This window comes from Veillonella parvula (assembly GCF_018378075.1).
GTDB lineage: Bacteria > Bacillota > Negativicutes > Veillonellales > Veillonellaceae > Veillonella > Veillonella parvula_K.
Map to the genome: position 1 here is coordinate 1 of NZ_JAGZYE010000013.1, position 20,030 is coordinate 20,030.

The window sequence follows — 20,030 nt, forward strand, 5'->3', positions numbered from 1 at the left end:
GTAGATTGAAATAAAATTTTGTCAAAACTCAATTAATATAATTAAAAGGACTGTCCTTTTGTTGACTTTATTATAAGTTAATTGAGATTTAATTTCAGTACCTATAGCAACAGAATTGAAATAATTTTATATAACAAATAGACGAGACCTCTAGAGAGACCTCGTCTTATTATTATCACTAAATATTACAGATATGTAACATCCTAAATTTTGAAATATTAAACGTCTATAAATATTAATCTCATATAATTTAAATCGCAGGTAGCAGTCCTAATAGATACACATCAAAAGTATCGCCAGGCCGTACCTCATGTACGCCTCTCGGAATACACGCCAAAGCATTAACCGTATATAAGCCTAACATGCTACTACTGTTAAAGTGACGATTAGCCACAAAGCGTGGCGCGCCACCACCGAAGATTACTTTACCTTGTACATAGCGATCAAAAGCATTGCGTTTAAAAATTTCCGAATCCATAACACAGGCCACCACTGGTGTAGTCCAGTTTGCCAAACCTTTATAGCGTTTCAAGGTTGGTGCTACGATTAAATGCCACCCATTAAAGGCAGCCCCTGGATTACCGGACAAACCAAAGATAATCTGACCTTTTGGGGTAACCGCACCATAAGATGCTGCACCCGGTCGCATTTGAATACGGGCATAGATAGATTTTGCTCCTAGTTTTTCATAAATAAGAGGCATCGTATCGAAAAGGCCTACCGACACACCACCAGAACTGATAATAACATCTGCTTCTTCACTAAGCTTCAACACATGGTTGATTTCAGAGTCTAACTCCTCCGGAGCATCACTTACATGATAATGTGTTATCTTATGAAAACCTAAATCCTCCAAGAGCCCACAGATCATAGCTCGATTAGAGTTGTAGATTTTACCAGGTGTTAAACTTTCACCAGGTTCAATAACCTCATGGCCAGAGGTAAGAACTAATACACGAGGCATGGCATTAACAGATATCTCCGTCATACCTAGCCCCGTCAAAATGGTTTGTACTGTAGATGTTACCTCTGTACCACGTGGGATCACAATGGTGCCGGCAACACACTCCTCACCTTGTGGAATAATATGATCACCACAATGATATTTGCCTTGAATCGTAATTGTAGTTTGTGGTTCACCAGTGCCAACCACTTGTTCTTGCATGATGACAGTATCACATGTATCTGGTACCGGTGCACCAGTCATAATACGCACCGCATGACCAACGTCTACGGGATGTTCCCATACAACACCAGCACCAATGATACCGTCAACGATATATTCATTACGACCTTCTTCGTAGGCGATGGCATAACCATCCATAGCAGATTTTGGGAATGCAGGTACGTCTGTGGGTGCAATAATGTCCTCTGCTAACACGTACCCCTTCGCAGCCTTAACATCTATTGTTTCAACTTTATGAACTTGCGTTTGTAAGGCTTCATCCCACAATTGGAGCGCCTTCTCAACAGTAACGACGGCCATTTAAACTCCTCATCATTTCCTGTATGTGACGTACCAATTCAGGTACGTCTTGATCTAACTTACCAATTTCTATCGTCGCCACTCGGTCCATGGAATCCGAGATAAGCTCTTCCGTATGTCCCTCTTGGGTAACCTCTATAATAGGGGCAATCCCTTGAGACCGTGATTCTAGTATAACTATATCTACGGGCATAAACTGTGATATTTCATACAGATTTGATTGTTCTTTTGTACGTATGCGAATCGCTGTTTCAGTAGGCCCTGCAATAGCAACCGCATCAGCCCCAGCTTTATAAGCAAGATCTGTATCTGTTCCCTCATGATCCATCTGAAAGCCATGTTTATCGCTTTTGACAACACCAACGGATAAACCGATTTTTTGTAACTCAGACACAAGACGCGTTACAACAGTTGTCTTACCTGTTTTACGTTTTGATGCGACCACACTAATTAAAGGTACACGGCGAAATTCATTTTCCGCCAAAGCTCGCGCCCATTGATAATCTTCAAAGCGATTAATATTACTTAATTCCCAGCTATAGTCAGTAGCATCAATGGACTCAACATGCCCAATGACGTCAAGAGCATGATGCAAGGATACATTTTCGCCAACAAGAATAGATTGAATTAAGGACGCAATATATGGCCTATAAATACCGGCCATCGGCTCAGATTTACCACTTTCACTATATGGGACAATGGCATTCCAATCATTATGATCTACTTGATAGAGCCAATCATAATACAAATCCATTTCCATGAATGGCATATCTACTGCCATTACTGCATAAGCAGAACTAGTACCAACCGCTAGAGTGCTATACAGCCCCCCTAAAGGTCCGCATCGCCCAACAGAATCACGAACAATAGAAACCTTATTTTTCTCATCGTTCGATAATGTATCTATAATATGAGTCTGTATAGCAAGTCCTAATTGCTCGTCATCACCAATGGAGATAAGAATATCTTGAACATCTGCATCTAAGCCCTTACGAAGGGCATGAGATATAAGACTTTCACCATTAATCCAAGACAACAAAGCCTTAGGTTGCCCCATTCTAGTGCTGAGTCCTCCAGCCAAAATAATTAAACCTAATTTATCCACGACGTTGTAAACCTCGTTTAACACCTTGGTAGATGAATAGTAAAACTGCAATATTTAAAAGCCCATCTGGTACCATATAGGATGCATTATAAATCATGGAATAAACCCAAGGATTCTGCCCTTGCGGAGCATAGCTAGCAAAGACCACAGCACCGCTCGTAACAGATGCCCCCCAACGCAATACAATACCTACGATGGATCCAGTGATAAGTCCAGAAAGAGAATCTTTAAAGTAACCACAAACGCCAATAGCACCGTAAGCAACCAAGTAGTCTAATACAATACTTAAATAATGAACAGATGATTTAAAGCCTAAAATAAAGTGTAATATACCATATACAACACCTACGAAGATACCTCGTGTTCCGCCCCAACGATATGCGTAAATCATGAGTGGTACCAAAGCTGCCGCCTTAATAGAGCCTCCCTGTGGCATATGAAAAATCGTAATAAATGACAACACTTGAGCAATGGCAATTGCTACGCCAGCTTCAGCAAGCATACGGGTTTTAGACTGTTCCACATTAATCAACCTCCTTTTACCATATATCTATAAATGAATATATTATTTATACAATCTACTTGTATTGTACTACAGTTTATCCCTTATACCAAACAAAATATTCGGAACGTATTGAAAATTTTATGAGTCTCTTGTATAATGGTACAGGTTCAATATGTAATACTCGAAGGAGATATAGAAACTATGATTAATACAACTAACATCTTTGATTATGAAGACGTGCAATTGATTCCTAACAAATGTATTGTCTCCAGTCGTAGCGAATGTGATACACATGTAAAATTAGGTAAACGCACATTCCGCTTGCCAGTAGTACCTGCTAATATGCAAACTATTATCGACGAAGAGTTGGCTGAAAAATTAGCTCGTGAAGGGTATTTCTATATCATGCATCGTTTCCAACCAGAACGTCGTATGGACTTTGTAAAACGCATGCACGACCTTAACCTATATTCTTCTATTTCTATCGGCGTAAAAGCTGAAGAATTTGCTTTAGTTGATGAATTTAAGAAAGCAAACTTAACCCCAGAATATATCACTATTGATATTGCACATGGTCATTCCAATGCGGTCATCGAAATGATTCAATACATAAAAAAGAACTTACCTGAAACCTTCATTATCGCTGGTAATGTAGGCACTCCAGAAGCAGTTCGTGAACTAGAAAATGCTGGTGCTGATGCGACTAAAGTAGGCATCGGTCCTGGTAAAGTATGTATCACAAAATTGAAAACTGGCTTTGGTACTGGTGGCTGGCAATTAGCGGCTGTTCGCTGGTGCGCAAAAGCAGCTACTAAACCTATCATCGCTGACGGCGGTATTCGTGACCATGGCGACATCGCAAAATCCATTCGCTTTGGTGCTACTATGGTTATGATTGGCTCCCTCTTTGCAGGTCACGAGGAATCCCCAGGGGAAGAAAAGATTGTTGACGGCAAAGCTGTAAAAGAATACTTTGGTTCCGCTTCTGAGTTCCAAAAAGGGGAACGCAAAAATGTAGAAGGTAAAAAAATCTTCATCGATTCCAAAGGTTCTATCTTCGATACATTAACTGAAATGGAACAAGATTTACAATCCGCTATTTCTTACGCTGGCGGTACGACTCTACAAGCCATCCGCAAAGTAGACTATGTGCTTGTTAAAAACTCCATCTTCAATGGCGATCGCTAATCTAATCAATATATAATGATAGTTCTAAAAGCCACAGGTTCTAGACCTGTGGCTTTTTAATGCGAGAAATACATAAAATATAAAAATATGAAAAAGGAGCTACGATACGAAAATCGTAGCTCCTTAATTATAGGCTATTAAATTTGTTCTTCACTAAGACCACAGTCTTTACTCATTAAATGGTATGCGTATTTACCAATACCTGCACTTACAACAAGCAATATAGTCAATACGATAAATGCTACTGTAAGACTTGTACCGTGCGCAATGAAACCAATTAAGGCAGGTCCCATCAAAATACCCATATAACCGAGCATTGTGGATGTTGCGACCGCTTGTGTCATAGGAATGACATTTTGTTCCCCCATTGCAGAGAATAGGTTTGGTACTATCATAGCTAATGAAATACCCAATAATAAGTAAGTATACATGGATGCATGACCTGGCAAGAACACGATAAGCCCCATCGCAATAGAGCCAAGTAAGTAGCCACCAACAACAACTTGCTTTGATGTTAAGTGTTTACCTAATCTATTACCAAGCAAACGGCCTATACACATAGTACCATTAAAGAGCATTACACCCATGACAGCCTCTTCAATAACAATCCCTTTATCTTCAAATAAATATAATGCACTCCAATCCCCTACAGCACCTTCTACCAAGTAAGAAACAAAGGACAATAAACCAAAAATAAGAGCGATTGGATGAAAGGACAATGGGCTTTTAGATTTTTTAGTAACCTTTGCATTTGGATCACTACCAAAGGTCAACATAAATTGGCTAACTACAACCATCGCAATAAATAGTACGATGAGAAGTCCCCAAATACTTTGATTAACAGGCAGCGATAAGATTTTTAAAAGCACGAGCAAAACACCGGCACCAGCAAAACCACCTAAGCTCCAGCCACCGTGATAGGCGCCCATTAAATGTTTTTTGCTCACCTTTTCTGTTAGGATAGCTTGTAAATTAGCAGAAGCACCACTAAGGCCTACACCAATACCAAAAAAGAACAGGGCTACTGTTGTTGTAGCAATAGTAGGACACATAGTAACGATGGCAAGAGATACCATACCAATAAAGCTAGCTAACAAAACGACTCTCTTACACCCAAAGCTTTCTACAAGCTTACCTGCTATAGCCATGGATAAACAAGAACCTACACCGAGCAACAAAATCATGGAACCTAATACATCTTCACCAATACTAAGCTTTGCTTTTAAATATGGCACAAAACCAGCCCATAAAGCTGTGTACATACCAGGGATAAAAAATGCCCCAAAAGCACCACGAATATTTGCTGTTGAAATAGAAACTTGATCGTTCATTACATCCTTTCTGGCTTCTAGAACCGTCCGGCGAAGAAAGGCCCTTTTTATCCGCAAAGCACTAAAACTTGTACTTTAACAGGAAACCATTTTAATTACATATGATTTAATATTGGAATATAATAACCCTCTTTACAAAACATGTAAAGAGGGTTTTGTAAATTTAAATTAAAATTAAAAAAGCACCCATATTCCCGCACAACTTGTAAGTAATGCCACAAGAACTGGCACAGCCGTGCGTCTAAGTAAATCTACCGATTTAATATGAGCTACACCAGCTACACCAACCATAACTGGACTAATTGGGCTTAAGAACAAACCAAGGCTAGCTCCATTTTGCATGCCAAGCATAGTGGTAATCGGATCAAGGCTAAGATTAGATACAATATCAGGTACTAGTGGAACTAATGTGAATAATGGTGCTACGTTACTACCTGTAACCATACTAAGTCCTAGCATACCCCCTCCAAGAATAGAGGTAAGTCCAATAGAGTTTAAGGATAGTGTTTGAAGTGTACTAACTAACGAATCAATAAGGCCTAGGCTAACCAAACCTTGCGCAAAGATTTGCCCCCCTATAATAAGAGTCACTGCATAAGAGAACTGATTCCCCATACCTTCAAAGAAAACTGTGGTGCTCTTAAGTACAGTTCTCAGATTTCGATGACGAATTAATTCTGTCATTAGAGCAATGCCAAAGGCAAGCATCATGGCAAGAGTAACATTCATCTTTACACCAGAAAAACCATACTGGCTAAAGCCTAAGATAAAACACAATGGTAATAATGGGAATATCATATATAGCTTGGGACCAATAGGCGCTTTAGGAATGCTTTCAAGATCATTTACATCCATAGGGCCATCAATTCGATCTCGATATCTCTGCCACCAGAAGTGCGCTATGGCAGTCACAATAGCAACTAAGAAATAAATCCTCAACTGATAGCCTACAAAATAGTTTGGCACAGGAATATTTAATACCTTTGCAATCAATAAAGTAGACACCGCCCCAGGTCCTACATCCATAAGGTGTCCCGTAGCAATAACTGCAGCCGCCCCTACAGGACTTACACCTAATCGAACTAAAACAGGATACATTGTGACCATCATGAGGAGAGCAAGACTCAAAGGATTGGGAACACAAATAGCTAATCCCATATTGAGTAAAAACATAAGGGCTAACACAATATATGGTCGATTAAGGCGATATAAAGGGCGGATAAAAGTATCTGCGAGTCGCGTTCCTGCCCCAATATATTCCATATATTTTGCATAGCCTGCACAAGTCATAATCATAAGGCCCAAATTAACTATATTATTAGATGTCGTTATCCTTACGATATCCATGGCATCAAATATAAGAACCCCTGTAGATTGACCATCAACTAATATGGCATCAATCCATTTTCCCTCATAAGCGATGAACATCATGAGGATTCCCATGCCAATCAAAATAGGCTGTGGTTGATAGCGCTTCATCAATAATATGCCTGTTATAGCAATAATAATGAGACATATAACTATATTCATAAGAACCTCTTACATAGAATTTTAGTTATGTTCTTTTAACCACTGAATTGCATATTCAGTATACACCGCAGATGCTGCAGATAATACGGTATCATCCATATTAAATCTATTATTATGATGATCGTATGTAGCTTCTACTTCAGGGTTTTGAATACCAATAAAGGCAAAGCATCCTGATTTATCTTGTAAATACCATGCAAAATCTTCTCCAGGCATTACTTTACGCATCTTAGAAAGCTTGTCCTCACCTAATGTATCAATAACGACACGTTCTGCAAGTTCACTGGATTTAGGATCATTAATAGTAGGAGGCACTTTTTTTACATATTCTAATGTAGCAGTCGCTCCATAGGCCTCTGCAGTGTGTTCTACAATGCGGCGAATAGTATCGACAATATATTGTTCTTGGTTTGGATCAAAGAAACGAACTGTACCGCCTAGGGAAGCTTCCCCAGGGATGACATTCCATTCTGAGCCAGAGTGAATATTGCCAATCGTAACAACGACGGAATCAAGGGCACTCACATTACGAGAAACCACAGTTTGCAAATTCATAACGATGGCACTAGCCACCACGATTGCATCAATCGCTTGATGAGGCTGTGCACCATGACCTTGTTTACCCTTTACATTAATTGTAATCTGGCTACTGGCAGCCATACGAGGGCCTTCCTCAACAGACACAAGGCCCGCTGGCAAATCGATCCACACATGACCACCAAAGATAGCATCTACCTTATCATACCAATCACCAAACTTGATGAAATCCGGAGCCCCTGCGCCAGTTTCTTCCGCAGGTTGGAATGCTAAATACACATCGCCTTCAATACGGTCTTTCATAGACATTAGCATTTTAGCCGCACCTAATAAAATAGCCATATGTCCATCATGACCGCAAGCATGCATTTTACCTTCTACTTCAGATTTATAGTCCACTGTATTATGTTCATAAACAGGCAATGCATCGATATCGGCGCGCAACGCGATAGCCCTTCCCGGATTAGCACCATGGATAATACCAATTAAGCCGATACCACGCTCTATGTCTACATGAATCTCTACGCCCATTGATTCTAGTTCTTTAGCGAGTGTCTTTGTCGTTTCAAACTCTTCATTACTGAGTTCTGGATGTTTATGAAAATATCTACGCCAATTTTGAACATAACCTTTATATTGCTCTATTAAATCGCGACTATGCATCGTATCGCCTCCTCTAATATCAATATATCAATTGCATATCAATATGCATCGCTAATATATAACGATTAAACAGTCTCCGAATTTATAAATACACAACCTACATGCGCCAAGAAAAACCCCTTATTTAGGGGAATAACAGGGTAAAAGTAAAAGAAAACGACAGGCAACGCCATGTCGTTTTCTCAGTTTCTTATCGGTTGCGCAATACTGCTTGTACCGCTAAGGATACAACAGCTGTTGCAACTGTCACAGCAGCGGTGATTTTCGCCGTTGTGATAATTTCTTCTTTTGTAGGTTTTGCTTTAGCTGCAATGTCCAACGTTTTTGCTACCGCTGGAACCAATACTTCATTACGTAAGGATTCTGTATTCATATTTACTCCTCCAATATAGACTGTTTCTTTTAGAGTAACACGAATACGGAGTAAAGTCTATATAATCATCGGTTTATTTCCATAGTTCAATGTTACATAACTATAGTAAACAATATTTATGAAAGTTAAACAAAATCTTACTTCTTACTGTGCTGCTAATTCTTCAATCACATCAGCTAAAATAGCAATAGCTTTTTCTAACTGTTCTTGCGGGATATTAAGAGCTGGTAAAAGGCGCACTTTATTTTTAGCAGATAAGCATACTACGCCTTTTTCAAGACATTTAGCTATAACAGCTTTAGCATCAACCGTAGTTTCAATGCCAAGCATGAGGCCCATACCGCTAACACCAAGAACGCCAGGTTTACCAGTTAAGGTAGCCTTTACGTATTCCCCTTTTGCTTTTACAGAGTCAAGGAGTTCAGGAGTTAACCGGCTAATAATGGTATTACCTGCAGCTGCGCAGATTGGATTACCTCCAAAAGTAGTAGCATGAGCACCAGCATTTAATACATATTGCATCTTTTCATTGAATAAGGTGGCACCCATGGGTAGCCCTCCGGCCAAACCTTTTGCAGTAGATACCACATCTGGTTCGATACCAAATTGTTGGTATGCATATAAGCTGCCAGTCCGACCATTACCAGTTTGTACCTCATCGATGAGTACCAGTTGATCGTGTTCATGAGCATATTTTGTTACGCTTTGGACAAACTCCTTATCTAATGGCATAACACCACCTTCACCTTGAATAGGTTCCATCATGATGGCACAAACAGATGGATTAGCAAGGGCTTTCAAAGCCGCATCAATATCATTGGCTGGGGTATGAATAAAGCCTTCCGTAAATGGGAAGAAATGTTGATGGAATACATCTTGTCCTGTCGCAGACAAGGTGGTAATAGTACGACCGTGGAAACTATTGACTAAGGTAACAATTATATGACGTCCTTCGCCATATTTGTCATGGCTATATTTACGCGCTGTCTTAATAGCACATTCGTTAGACTCCGCACCAGAGTTAGAAAAAAACACCTTTTTCATCCCCGTTTTCGCACAGAGCTGTTTCGCTAGCTCAATTTGTGGCAAGGAATAGTATAAATTAGAAATATGATTCAACGCATGAGACTGCTTAGTAACAGCCTCAGTCCACTCATCATCGTCAACACCAAAGGCGGTTACGCCAATACCAGAGCCGAGGTCGATGTACTCTTTACCATCTACGTCCCACAAAAGAGAACCTTTTCCTTTTTCAAAGCATACGTTGAACCGACCATACGTATTGGCTATATATTCTTTATCTTGTTGTTCAAAATCGATTGCATTACTCATTATATCCTCCAAATGTACGGTCATGCCGTCGTCTATCTATGTAAAAGATACCCAATAGATGATTACCAGTATTATGTTTACTATTAAGCAACAAACATTGTACCAAGGCCTTCATCGGTTAATAACTCGATAAGAATGGCATGTGGAATTTCACCATTGATGATGAATACCTTTTGTGCCCCTGCTTCTATGGCCTCTAAGCAGCAATCTACCTTTGGAATCATACCGCCTGCAATGACACCATCCGCTTTTAACTGAACTGCCTCAGCCATCGTAATTTTAGAAATTAAAGAATCTGGATCATGCACATCTCGCAATACACCATCAATATTGGTCATAGCTACCATGGTTTCCGCCTTGAGGGCACCTGCAATTTTCGCAGCTACCGTATCCGCATTAATATTGTAGGTCTTGCCATCGGCTCCCATGCCGATAGAAGAAATAACCGGAATATAGCCACGGCTAATTACGTCATGGATAATGCTGGTATCAATGGTATCAATATAACCTACGTAACCAAGTTCTTCGTTTTGTTTATGAACTTGAATCATGTTGCCATCTACGCCACAAAGGCCAACAGCTTTGCCACCAAGATCCGTTAAATCCGCCACGAGCCCTTTATTCACCTTGCCGGCTAGCACCATTTGTACAACATCCATCGTTGCTTCATCGGTAACGCGTAATCCATTAGCAAAATGTGATTCAATTTGCATCGCCTCTAAGGTGCTATTAATAGCTGGACCACCACCATGAACGAGCACAACTTTTACCCCCACTAATCGAAGTAATAGTAAATCCTTCATGACAGATTTCTTTAACTCTTCATCCACCATGGCATTGCCACCGTATTTAACGACAACGTACTGATCTGTGTATTGTTTTATATATGGAACGGCCGCCGTTAAGATATGCGCCCGCATTGCATTTGTTACATTCTTCATAGATTCCTCTCTAACCTAATACTAAACCAGTATCCTCTGGTAACCCCAATGCAATATTCATACATTGAACGGCGGCACCCGATGCACCTTTACCTAAATTATCGAAAATGGCGTGAACCATGATGCGTTCATCGTTACCAGTGACATAGATTTTCATACTGTCCGTATTGCTCAATTGATTAGCGTTTAACATACCGCTATTGCTATTTTCAGTAAATGGTGCAACCGTAACGATTGTACTATCTTTGTAAAAGTATTCTAACGTTTGTTGTACCTTATCAATACAAACAGGTTTATGACATAAACGACTATGAATACCTACGGTAACCTCCATTCCAGAGTAGTAATCATCAACAATTGGCATAAAAATTGGAGCTTCACTAAGGCCGCATACATGTTGTACTTCGGGTAAATGTTTATGTTCTTGGCCAAGCCCATATTGACGAGGCGCATAAAGGAAATAGTCCTTAGGACTACTTTCATATTGGCCAATCATCTTCTTACCACCACCGCTATAGCCTGTTAAGGATGTAATAGTGAAAGGATAATCCGCTGGCACGAGCCCTTCTTTTACAAGAGGTGCTATGCAAGCTATCATACCACTTGCATGACAGCCAGGATTTGCAATATGTTTTTTAGTAGCAATAGCTGTCTTATAATTAGTACCAAGCTCTGGGAAACCATAGGCCCAATCAGAATCAGTTCTAAAAGCAGTAGATGTATCGATTACCTTGCACGGCAAGTCACCGATAACCGCCATAATATCTTTAGATGCCGCATCAGGTAAACAAAGAAATACGATGTCTGCCTTTTTTGCAACCACTTTAATGGCCTCTACATTTTTGCGATCCTCATCAGCAGTCGCTAAGAGTTCTATATCTTTTCGATCGGATAATCGTTCATGAATTCTAAGACCCGTTGTGCCTTCATGACCGACAATAAATACTCTATGGGGTGTCATAATAAACCTCAATTCTCACCTATTGGTGACTCACACCTATTTATATAGCCCTTTATCCAATATAAATAGAAAACAAACGATACCATACATCACCATTTAGGAAGATGAACTTATTTCAATGGATAATTTCCAAAGGTAGCAACCATAACTGCCTTAATCGTGTGGAGACGATTTTCTGCTTCTTGGAACGCCAATGAGTTTGGACCTTCGAATACCTCTTCGGTTACCTCAATGCCATCCATGCCAAACCGTTCATAAATATCTTTACCTACTTGTGTTTCTGTGTTGTGGAACGCAGGTAAACAGTGACAGAACTTAGTATTGGGATTACCAGTTAATGCCATCATTTCTGCATTTACTTGGAACGGTTTAAATGTATTGATACGTTCCTCCCACATATCGTAAGTATCGCCCATCGTTACCCACACACCAGTGTAAATGACATCTAAGCCTTTAACACCTTCAGCTACATCATCTGTACAAGTGATAGTAGCACCTGTTTCTTTAGCCACCTTTAAGCACTCTTCGTAGAATGGACCAGCTGGCCAGTATTGTTTAGGACCAATAAGTCTGAAATCCATCCCCATTTTAACGGCACCACTCATCAAAGCATTGCACATATTAGATTGACCATGACCTACATAGGCAAAAGAAATTTCATTCAACGGTTTGTCGATATTTTCTTGAAGTGTTAAGAAATTGGCTAATGTTTGTGTAGGATGATCCATATCGGTAAGCCCATTCCAAACTGGCACACCAGAGTATTCCTCCAATGTATCTACGTCCTTTTGGTCAAAGCCTCTAAACTCGATGGCATCATACATGGAACCGAGAACACGAGCCGTGTCCTTTAAGGATTCTTTCTTATTCATTTGAGAACCTGTAGGACCAAGATATGTTGTAAAAGCACCTTGGTCAGCTGCCCCTACCTCAAAAGCACAGCGGGTCCGCGTTGAGTCTTTTTCAAAAATTAGAACAAAGTTTTTACCTTCTAATGTTTTAATTTCCTTACCCGCTTTTTTATCTGCTTTTAATTTAGCTGCTAAATCTAAAAAGTATTTAATTTCCTCTGGTGTATATTGAAGCATTGTTTTAAATGATGTATGTTGTAAACTTTTCATGATAACCTCTTATTTCAAACTATGTGTTTAACTACTTTTCTTGTAAATATTCGGCGGCAATAGCTGCCATCATTGTTATACTAGGTTCGAGGATGCTTTCATCGATGGTGAAAGCCTCATTATGTAAGGCCGGATTGCCTTCAAAGCCAGTGCCTAACCAAAGGAACGCACCTTTGATTTTATGAAGATAGGCGGAGAAGTCTTCTGCTGCCATAGATGGGAACTCAGGATGTACCACTGCGTCTTTACCAAGATATTTCTCTACAATGGATGTGGCATAATCAATGGCCTCTGGATTATTGATAGTTGCACCATGTCCCCTTTTATAATCCAAAGTACTTTCCGTTTTAAACAACACATCGAGGGCCTGTAAACTTTCACCTAATCGTCGTTCAATATAATCACGTTTCTCTGGTTCATAGGTACGACAAGTACCTTCAAGATACACATCGCCACAGCCCACATTGTATCGGTCACCACCATTAATCACTCCAATTGTGCATACAAGATTTTCCATCGGGTTAGTTTCACGAGCGACCATGGACTCCACATTTACAATCCAGTTCGCTGCGGCCACAATAGCATCAACCCCATTGTGAGGCTCCGCACCATGGGTTGATTTGCCCTTAATATGTACAAGGAAGTGGTCTGATGCAGCCATCAAATTACCTTTTTTTAGGCCTACCGCACCAACTGGAAGTTGAGGCCATACATGGAGACCATATATCTCGTCTACATCATCGAGGATACCACTATCGACAATACCTTGTGCTCCTGGGAATAAAGCTTCCTCTTCGGAAGGCTGGAATACAAGCTTTACAGTGCCGTGCAATTGATCTTTAATAGACTGTAAAATCGCTGCTGCACCAAGCAAGATTGCCATGTGGCTATCATGACCACAAGCATGCATAACGCCTTCATTTTGTGAAGCAAAGGGCAATCCTGTTATTTCATGTATGGGTAATGCATCCATATCGGCACGCAATGCAATAACAGGGCCTGTATGAGCACCTTCTATCTTACCGATAACGGCATAATCAGAAACATCGTTTACAAAAGGGATTCCTAGTTCACCAAGAACCTTTTGAATAAATAAAGATGTATTTTTTTCTTCACCAGATAACTCTGGATGGCTATGAATATGTCGGCGCCATTCCACAACTTGTTCTTTATATTGGGAGGCATATTTCTTAATTAAATCTTGTAATGTGTTCATTACTCTATCTCCTTTATACACTGTATGTATATTTTATACATATTTTGTGTATTTTTATAATCTATACACGTATTATAATACTACACACCACAATTAGCAAGTATTTATACAAATCCATTGTATTTTTATTTGTTGTATTGTAAATCAATTTTACTCATAGATTCTTGCAACCTTTGATTAGAGAAAAATAGACAAAAAAAGACACCTTCCAAAAAAGGCGTCTTTTTCTTATTTTTCAATGACTGATTCGTCAAGCTGAGTACCATCAGGTAAAAATGATTTTACAATCAGCTTATTCGGTGTCACTGTCATAGACATATAATTATTTGTTTCAGGCTGAGGTGCTACATATACATCTAGAGGATGTTGCTTCCACTTAGGACGTCGTGCATCACCAGCTATCCCTGTAAGGATATATAGTGGACCAGATGGGTCTCGATCAAAGTTTCGTACATGGCCACGGTTGCGGTATGTATGTAAATGAGCAGATAAAACTAAGTCTACATTAAACTCATCGAAGATAGGCATAAATAATACGCCCTCATCATCGAAACCTACATCGCGACTTGCACCTGGTCGGTCAAAGGCATATCGGAATGGATCACGATGCATGAGGACTACAGTCCACTTTTTAGTATTAGCTGCTAAATCTTGACGTAGCCACTGAACCTCTACATCGTACAAATCAGGATGATGAGTATCATGATTATCCTCATGATTACTTTCATACAACATCGTATCTAATACAACGTAATGCACATCGCCAAAATCATAGGAATAATAACGGCGATTAAATATTTCATTCCCATTAGGCGGTACTGCGAAGTAATTCAAATATGCATAAGGCTCGCGCATTTTCCAATCTAATGTATACATCTCATGATTGCCTAAGGTCGTTGCTAACGGCACATTAGCACTCAATGGTCTGATGGAATTCAACCAAGTGCGCCATTGATAGTCTTGTTCCCCATTATCTACAAGGTCCCCCATGCTAATATACAGGGCTGTCCTTGGATTGCGATGTGCGGAATCCTTAACAATCTGCTCCCACGCAGAATAATCACCAGATTGAGAATCTGGATAGATAAGAACATCATACACACTGGAGCCAGCAGTTTCCAACGAATACCAATCACTGCGACGATCATTGCCATAACCAACGCGATATTCGTATTTAGTATTAGGCGTCAAACCAGTTACTGTACCCTCATGGATATAGGTGGTACTGCCATCATCGGTAAAAGCTTTGTCTGTAGCTCTTATCGTTTGAGTCGTATCGGATCCAACAAGACGATACTCTATTACCGCATCAGCTTCGCTGCTATCTGATTGCCACATAATAGTACGACTCATGCTATTATCTTGAGCTACAATTTGCCGAATATAACGACTTTCGGAATCGAGGAGTGGCTTAATTTCTTGTCCACTTACAACGGCGGCAGTTCTAGCTATGCGACTCTGTATGGCATCCTTATGGACATATCCACCTATAATTAATACAGCCAAAACAAAAATGGCTATAATTGTTTTTAACAGTTTACTTTTATTCATATAGTTCCTTTATGTAAATATCTATTAAGTACTAATATGAACACATTATAAAACTTAAACTTAACTTTAAGTCAAATAAGATTTTTCTATACTTATTCAACATCTACGTTTCTATATCTAGCAGAAATAAATCCCAACATATTTAATTGCGGTATATTCCATTCATTAGGTAAATAGATATCACAGGTAAGCTCATCCCCTAAAGAGTTATTGGCTATAAATTGATAGCGACCTAGTTCCTCATTGCTACCTACTCTTTCAATTTGATTTAAAGTAGTGTCACCCCAAAACCGACTAAATTCCTCCCATATAGTTTCCGCATCAACTTGAGATAACTCAACCTGTAATCTATATTTTACGCCAACCTTACAGCGTTTTTTTAAGCCCGTTTCGTCAGCACTACAAACCTTAGTGGAACCTTTATCAAAAGCCCATTCTAGACTATCTAATGATTGAACTTGAGTGGAAATGAGATTTTTAAAATTTGAAAGATCCGTAAGAAAATGTTTACATGCTACCTCAAATGTATCTAATCTATCTATATTGCTCAATTCACAATACCTCTATTAAAGAATTTACCTATTATTTTTCGTAATATTGTTTCATTTGTGTATAGCCATTAACAATGACTTCGATTTCACCCGTTCTAGGATGAAAGATAAGACCATGAATTGGCACGTCTTTAGGAATTAAAGGGTTCATACGCAATTCGTCCACTGTTTCTTCCACATTCTCTGCAGGATGTGTAAAGCCATCAGCCCAGCGTTCCATTTCTTTACGGACCATATGAATCGCTTCTGGTGCAATACCACGAGCCAACATTTTTTCTGTTAGATCTTTTGCTGTAGTTTTTGCCATACCACATTCGTGATGACCAATGATAAAGATTTCGTTAACGCCTAGCTCATAAATACAAACAAGTAAACTACGTACAACGCCATCAAAGGGACCTGTAATACAGTTACCTGCAGTCTTTACGATTTTCGCTTCACCGCGCCCAATATCCATGGAATCTTCTAAGAAGTTAACAAGACGTGTATCCATACATGTAACAATGGCCATCTCGCGACTTGGCATTTTACTACACTTTGTATCTGTATCTACATAACCTGTATTTTGATCTTCTACATATTCTCTATTGTGGGCTAAAATATCATCTAATAAACTCATGATACCTCCTATAGTTAAAGGTCTCGGCATACAACCAAGCTCTCTATATCAATAATGGTCGATATACATATTATATCATATTAAGTTGTACACGCTTTAAGCCACAAAAAATAGGCCTATTCAAATACATATATTATATATTTGAATAGACCTAAAACACTTTTAAAGTACACTTAAAATACACACCTTATCTATCAGGTGTGGATAAGGCTTCAATGGCAACGCTACCACCGCGCACGACTTCAATACGGTTCACGAACATATCTTTAAATAAGGCAATCATATCATTATTTTTAGATACAGTTTTTACACATTGAACAAGTACAGATTTACGATTATAATCCACAACTAACAAATCAAAGGTTTGGGCAATGCGGAAAATTTCTTGTTTGTCCGCTTCTTTACAGCTATTGACCTTGATAAATAGTAATTCTTTTTTCGTAATTCGCATGTCAGTAAAGTCGATAACTTTAATAATCTCCACACTGCGATTTAGTTGCTTAATAATTTGTTCGTACGTCAAATCATCACAAGTAAGATCAATAGTCATGCGAGACATGGTAGGGTCTTCAGTTTCCCCTACCGTCAATGTATCAAGATTATAATTTTTGCCTGCAAAGAGGCCTGAAATCTTAGCTAGTACACCGATTTGGTTTTCTACATACGCTGAAATACAGCGTTTTTTCATTTGTACTTCCATAGCCCCTCCTATTTTTTATCCTTCAACAACATATCACTTAAAGACTTACCTGCTGGTACCATTGGCAACACATTGAGCTCCGTTGGAATGATGAACTCGAGTAGGGTTGGACCATTTTTGAAAGTATCTGCCAATTGGAACCCTTTTTCGATGTCCTCTACCTTAGTAATACGCATTGCCTTTGCGCCATAAGCTTCCGCCAATTTCACAAAATCCGGTACATACTCAAACTCATCATTGTCGATTATGTCTCGCGTAACAATGGCACTTTCATCCATCATCAAGTTCGTACAAGCGTAACGTTTATCGTAAAATAATTGCTGCCATTGGCGTACATTTCCGAGGAAGCCATTATTTAAAATAATTAACGTCACAGGCAAACGGTAGTGCATAGCAGTGGCAAACTCTTGGATATTCATTTGCACGCCACCATCACCACAGATGGCAAAAACACGCTTATCTGGATTTCCCATTTGCGCACCTAATGCAGCAGGAAAACCATAGCCCATAGTCCCTAAGCCACCAGACGTCAACATTTGATATTGACCTTTCACATCAAGGAACTGGGTAGTCCACAATTGATTTTGACCCACATCGGTTGTAACAATAGGATGTTCATAGTGATGATTGATGTACTCGATAACAGTTTGAGGTGTTAACCCCTCTTCGTCAGCTTGAGTGACAGGACGCTCTGCCTTAAGTTGCTGTAATTGTTTTGGCCATTCGCCAAGGTCGTGAGGTTCAATATATTCTAAGATTTTTTCGATAGCCAATTTAGCATCTGCTACGATTGGAATATCAACCTTAATATTTTTAGAAATAGATGCCGCATCTACATCAATATGGATAATCTTACAATTTTGTGCAAAGGTACTTAGTTTACCGGTAATACGATCATTAAAGCGCGTACCAATAGAAATCATCACGTCACAGTCAGTTATAGCCACATTAGGGGCATAGCCACCGTGAATCCCTACATTACCAAGATACAATGGATGACGGCTATCAATAGCACCTTTTCCCATCAAGGTTGTTACAACAGGAATCCCTGTTTTTTCAACCAACTCCATCATAAGGTCATTGGCCCCACTAATACTTACCCCACCGCCTAATAGGAATAGAGGCCTTTTAGCTTTACTAATAATAGAACAGGCCTTTTTAACTTGACCTACGTGAACAGTGGTATTTGGTTTGTAACCGCGAATATTAATCTCTGTTGGATATTCATCTGACCCCATAGCCTTCTGAATATTCTTAGGAATATCTACTACAACAGGGCCTGGACGACCTGTGCGAGCAATGTAAAAGGCCTCTTTCAAAATACGACCTAAATCTTTACGGTCACGAACAGTAACGGCATATTTACAAATATTGCGGACGATGCCAACAGTATCTACCTCTTGAAAAGCATCATTGCCCATGAGGCCTAAATCAACTTGTCCAGTAATACAAACGAGGGGCACACTATCTGCATACGCTGTGGCAATACCAGTCACAAGATTTGTAGCACCAGGACCAGAGGTTACCATACACACCCCTACTTTACCAGTACTACGAGCATAGCCATCTGCAGCATGGGCCAATGCTTGCTCATGACGTGGCAAGATAACCTTTACCTTATCTTGCTTATATAATTCATCCATGATATCAATAGTAGCCGCCCCAGGATAGTTAAATAAAAACTCTACCTGCTCCTCTTGAAGGGCTTTTACCAAATACTGTGCGCCTGAAATCATAGGTATCTCCTTATTTATATAATGCATGCATATCGAATTCTCAATATTCACATCAGATATATCTAAAAAATTGAATATCTTATATAGATATGTTATACTCAGTAGTGTACCATATGTTGTGGTACATGAATATGTATAAAATCTCAAATTATAGAAATATATGTAGATTCTATTTTGAAAGGACTGACTATCATGAAAGAAATCTTAGGTTTCCATTTAAACGGTTGCCCTTATTGCGCCAATGCATTCCGTGCTATCGATGAACTCGTTGCAGAAAATCCTGCATACGCAGATATTCACATCAACTGGGTTGAAGATCAAGATGCTCATGAGCTCTTCAAAACTCACCCATATGAATACTATCCAAACTTGTGGTTCGACCTCGACAAACAATACGAGGCGCAACCTGGTGAAAGCTATGACCAAACAAAATCTTTAATCAAAGCTGTATTGGACAAAGCACTCGCGTAAAACGCTATATTTACAAATCATAACCACCCGTAGAACGGGTGGTTTGCTCTGACCCTATAAGGGTCTTTATCTAGTGGTGGCCCTCTAAAGAGGGCATTGAATGATCTGACAAC

The 20,030-nt window shown here is 39.5% G+C and carries 19 protein-coding genes; 2 read left to right on the forward strand and 17 right to left on the reverse strand.

What is annotated here, in order from left to right:
* Positions 1 to 250: 250 nt before the first annotated feature.
* From KH286_RS09180 to thiT, 3 genes are read right to left on the reverse strand one after another with little or no spacing between them, the layout of a single operon-like run.
* Entirely contained in the window at positions 251 to 1,486 is a 1,236-nt protein-coding gene (locus KH286_RS09180) for a molybdopterin molybdotransferase MoeA (protein ID WP_195394631.1), read from the reverse strand.
* Positions 1,467 to 2,591 carry a molybdopterin-guanine dinucleotide biosynthesis protein B gene (mobB, locus tag KH286_RS09185; protein ID WP_195394630.1) on the reverse strand — a complete coding sequence of 375 codons (1,125 nt, stop codon included), beginning with the start codon at positions 2,589 to 2,591 and terminating at the stop codon, positions 1,467 to 1,469. Before mobB ends, KH286_RS09180 begins: the two co-directional genes overlap by 20 nt.
* Positions 2,584 to 3,114 carry an energy-coupled thiamine transporter ThiT gene (gene thiT / locus KH286_RS09190; protein WP_105086691.1) on the reverse strand — a complete coding sequence of 177 codons (531 nt, stop codon included), beginning with the start codon at positions 3,112 to 3,114 and terminating at the stop codon, positions 2,584 to 2,586. Before thiT ends, mobB begins: the two co-directional genes overlap by 8 nt.
* A 183-nt stretch (positions 3,115 to 3,297) precedes the next feature.
* On the opposite strand from thiT, the gene KH286_RS09195 reads away from it, so the two are divergent.
* Positions 3,298 to 4,284, forward strand: a complete 987-nt coding sequence (locus tag KH286_RS09195; RefSeq protein ID WP_004696596.1) for a GMP reductase — start codon at positions 3,298 to 3,300, stop codon at positions 4,282 to 4,284.
* 137 nt (positions 4,285 to 4,421) lie between these two features.
* Here KH286_RS09195 and KH286_RS09200 read toward each other — a convergent pair whose 3' ends face one another.
* From KH286_RS09200 to ilvB, 14 genes are all read right to left on the reverse strand, one after another.
* The gene (locus tag KH286_RS09200) at positions 4,422 to 5,615 is read right to left on the reverse strand and encodes an MFS transporter (RefSeq protein ID WP_195394629.1); all 1,194 of its coding nucleotides are present in this window, start codon (positions 5,613 to 5,615) and stop codon (positions 4,422 to 4,424) included.
* A 174-nt stretch (positions 5,616 to 5,789) separates the two neighbouring features.
* A complete protein-coding gene (dcuC, locus tag KH286_RS09205) occupies positions 5,790 to 7,145 on the reverse strand; it encodes a C4-dicarboxylate transporter DcuC (protein ID WP_195394628.1) in 1,356 nt (451 codons plus the stop codon).
* Between the two features lie 21 nt (positions 7,146 to 7,166).
* Positions 7,167 to 8,345 carry a M20 metallopeptidase family protein gene (locus tag KH286_RS09210; RefSeq protein ID WP_195394627.1) on the reverse strand — a complete coding sequence of 393 codons (1,179 nt, stop codon included), beginning with the start codon at positions 8,343 to 8,345 and terminating at the stop codon, positions 7,167 to 7,169.
* 190 nt (positions 8,346 to 8,535) lie between these two features.
* Positions 8,536 to 8,718 carry a hypothetical protein gene (locus tag KH286_RS09215; protein WP_004696604.1) on the reverse strand — a complete coding sequence of 61 codons (183 nt, stop codon included), beginning with the start codon at positions 8,716 to 8,718 and terminating at the stop codon, positions 8,536 to 8,538.
* 144 nt (positions 8,719 to 8,862) lie between these two features.
* A complete protein-coding gene (locus tag KH286_RS09220) occupies positions 8,863 to 10,050 on the reverse strand; it encodes an aspartate aminotransferase family protein (protein ID WP_195394626.1) in 1,188 nt (395 codons plus the stop codon).
* Positions 10,051 to 10,133: 83 nt separating this feature from the next.
* Positions 10,134 to 10,991, reverse strand: coding sequence for an acetylglutamate kinase (gene argB, locus KH286_RS09225; RefSeq protein ID WP_278617847.1), 858 nt, complete (start codon positions 10,989 to 10,991; stop codon positions 10,134 to 10,136).
* Positions 10,992 to 11,001: 10 nt separating this feature from the next.
* Complete coding sequence (argC, locus tag KH286_RS09230) at positions 11,002 to 11,952, reverse strand: N-acetyl-gamma-glutamyl-phosphate reductase (RefSeq protein ID WP_118091691.1); 951 nt, start codon at positions 11,950 to 11,952, stop codon at positions 11,002 to 11,004.
* Positions 11,953 to 12,062: 110 nt separating this feature from the next.
* A complete protein-coding gene (gene argF, locus KH286_RS09235) occupies positions 12,063 to 13,073 on the reverse strand; it encodes an ornithine carbamoyltransferase (RefSeq protein ID WP_004696611.1) in 1,011 nt (336 codons plus the stop codon).
* Positions 13,074 to 13,104: 31 nt separating this feature from the next.
* A complete protein-coding gene (locus KH286_RS09240; RefSeq protein WP_118091690.1) occupies positions 13,105 to 14,289 on the reverse strand; it encodes a M20 metallopeptidase family protein in 1,185 nt (394 codons plus the stop codon).
* Between the two features lie 228 nt (positions 14,290 to 14,517).
* The gene (locus tag KH286_RS09245; protein ID WP_004696616.1) at positions 14,518 to 15,840 is read right to left on the reverse strand and encodes a fibronectin type III domain-containing protein; all 1,323 of its coding nucleotides are present in this window, start codon (positions 15,838 to 15,840) and stop codon (positions 14,518 to 14,520) included.
* A 92-nt stretch (positions 15,841 to 15,932) separates the two neighbouring features.
* Complete coding sequence (locus tag KH286_RS09250) at positions 15,933 to 16,391, reverse strand: hypothetical protein (protein WP_021148404.1); 459 nt, start codon at positions 16,389 to 16,391, stop codon at positions 15,933 to 15,935.
* Between the two features lie 31 nt (positions 16,392 to 16,422).
* Positions 16,423 to 17,010, reverse strand: coding sequence for a beta-class carbonic anhydrase (locus tag KH286_RS09255; RefSeq protein WP_021148405.1), 588 nt, complete (start codon positions 17,008 to 17,010; stop codon positions 16,423 to 16,425).
* A gap of 187 nt (positions 17,011 to 17,197) precedes the next feature.
* The gene (gene ilvN / locus KH286_RS09260; protein ID WP_042986452.1) at positions 17,198 to 17,710 is read right to left on the reverse strand and encodes an acetolactate synthase small subunit; all 513 of its coding nucleotides are present in this window, start codon (positions 17,708 to 17,710) and stop codon (positions 17,198 to 17,200) included.
* Positions 17,711 to 17,718: 8 nt separating this feature from the next.
* The gene (gene ilvB, locus KH286_RS09265) at positions 17,719 to 19,446 is read right to left on the reverse strand and encodes a biosynthetic-type acetolactate synthase large subunit (RefSeq protein ID WP_118091689.1); all 1,728 of its coding nucleotides are present in this window, start codon (positions 19,444 to 19,446) and stop codon (positions 17,719 to 17,721) included.
* A gap of 192 nt (positions 19,447 to 19,638) precedes the next feature.
* On the opposite strand from ilvB, the gene KH286_RS09270 reads away from it, so the two are divergent.
* Entirely contained in the window at positions 19,639 to 19,917 is a 279-nt protein-coding gene (locus tag KH286_RS09270; protein ID WP_008601532.1) for a hypothetical protein, read from the forward strand.
* Positions 19,918 to 20,030: the final 113 nt, after the last annotated feature.

Coding starts and splice junctions, on each gene's coding strand:
- KH286_RS09180 (WP_195394631.1), bottom strand. CDS start 1,486: ATGGCCGTCGTTACTGTTGAGAAGGCGCTCCAATTGTGGGATGAAGCC.
- KH286_RS09195 (WP_004696596.1), top strand. CDS start 3,298: ATGATTAATACAACTAACATCTTTGATTATGAAGACGTGCAATTGATT.
- KH286_RS09200 (WP_195394629.1), bottom strand. CDS start 5,615: ATGAACGATCAAGTTTCTATTTCAACAGCAAATATTCGTGGTGCTTTT.
- dcuC (WP_195394628.1), bottom strand. CDS start 7,145: ATGAATATAGTTATATGTCTCATTATTATTGCTATAACAGGCATATTA.
- KH286_RS09210 (WP_195394627.1), bottom strand. CDS start 8,345: ATGCATAGTCGCGATTTAATAGAGCAATATAAAGGTTATGTTCAAAAT.
- KH286_RS09215 (WP_004696604.1), bottom strand. CDS start 8,718: ATGAATACAGAATCCTTACGTAATGAAGTATTGGTTCCAGCGGTAGCA.
- KH286_RS09220 (WP_195394626.1), bottom strand. CDS start 10,050: ATGAGTAATGCAATCGATTTTGAACAACAAGATAAAGAATATATAGCC.
- argB (WP_278617847.1), bottom strand. CDS start 10,991: ATGAAGAATGTAACAAATGCAATGCGGGCGCATATCTTAACGGCGGCC.
- argC (WP_118091691.1), bottom strand. CDS start 11,952: ATGACACCCCATAGAGTATTTATTGTCGGTCATGAAGGCACAACGGGT.
- argF (WP_004696611.1), bottom strand. CDS start 13,073: ATGAAAAGTTTACAACATACATCATTTAAAACAATGCTTCAATATACA.
- KH286_RS09240 (WP_118091690.1), bottom strand. CDS start 14,289: ATGAACACATTACAAGATTTAATTAAGAAATATGCCTCCCAATATAAA.
- KH286_RS09245 (WP_004696616.1), bottom strand. CDS start 15,840: ATGAATAAAAGTAAACTGTTAAAAACAATTATAGCCATTTTTGTTTTG.
- KH286_RS09255 (WP_021148405.1), bottom strand. CDS start 17,010: ATGAGTTTATTAGATGATATTTTAGCCCACAATAGAGAATATGTAGAA.
- ilvN (WP_042986452.1), bottom strand. CDS start 17,710: ATGGAAGTACAAATGAAAAAACGCTGTATTTCAGCGTATGTAGAAAAC.
- ilvB (WP_118091689.1), bottom strand. CDS start 19,446: ATGATTTCAGGCGCACAGTATTTGGTAAAAGCCCTTCAAGAGGAGCAG.
- KH286_RS09270 (WP_008601532.1), top strand. CDS start 19,639: ATGAAAGAAATCTTAGGTTTCCATTTAAACGGTTGCCCTTATTGCGCC.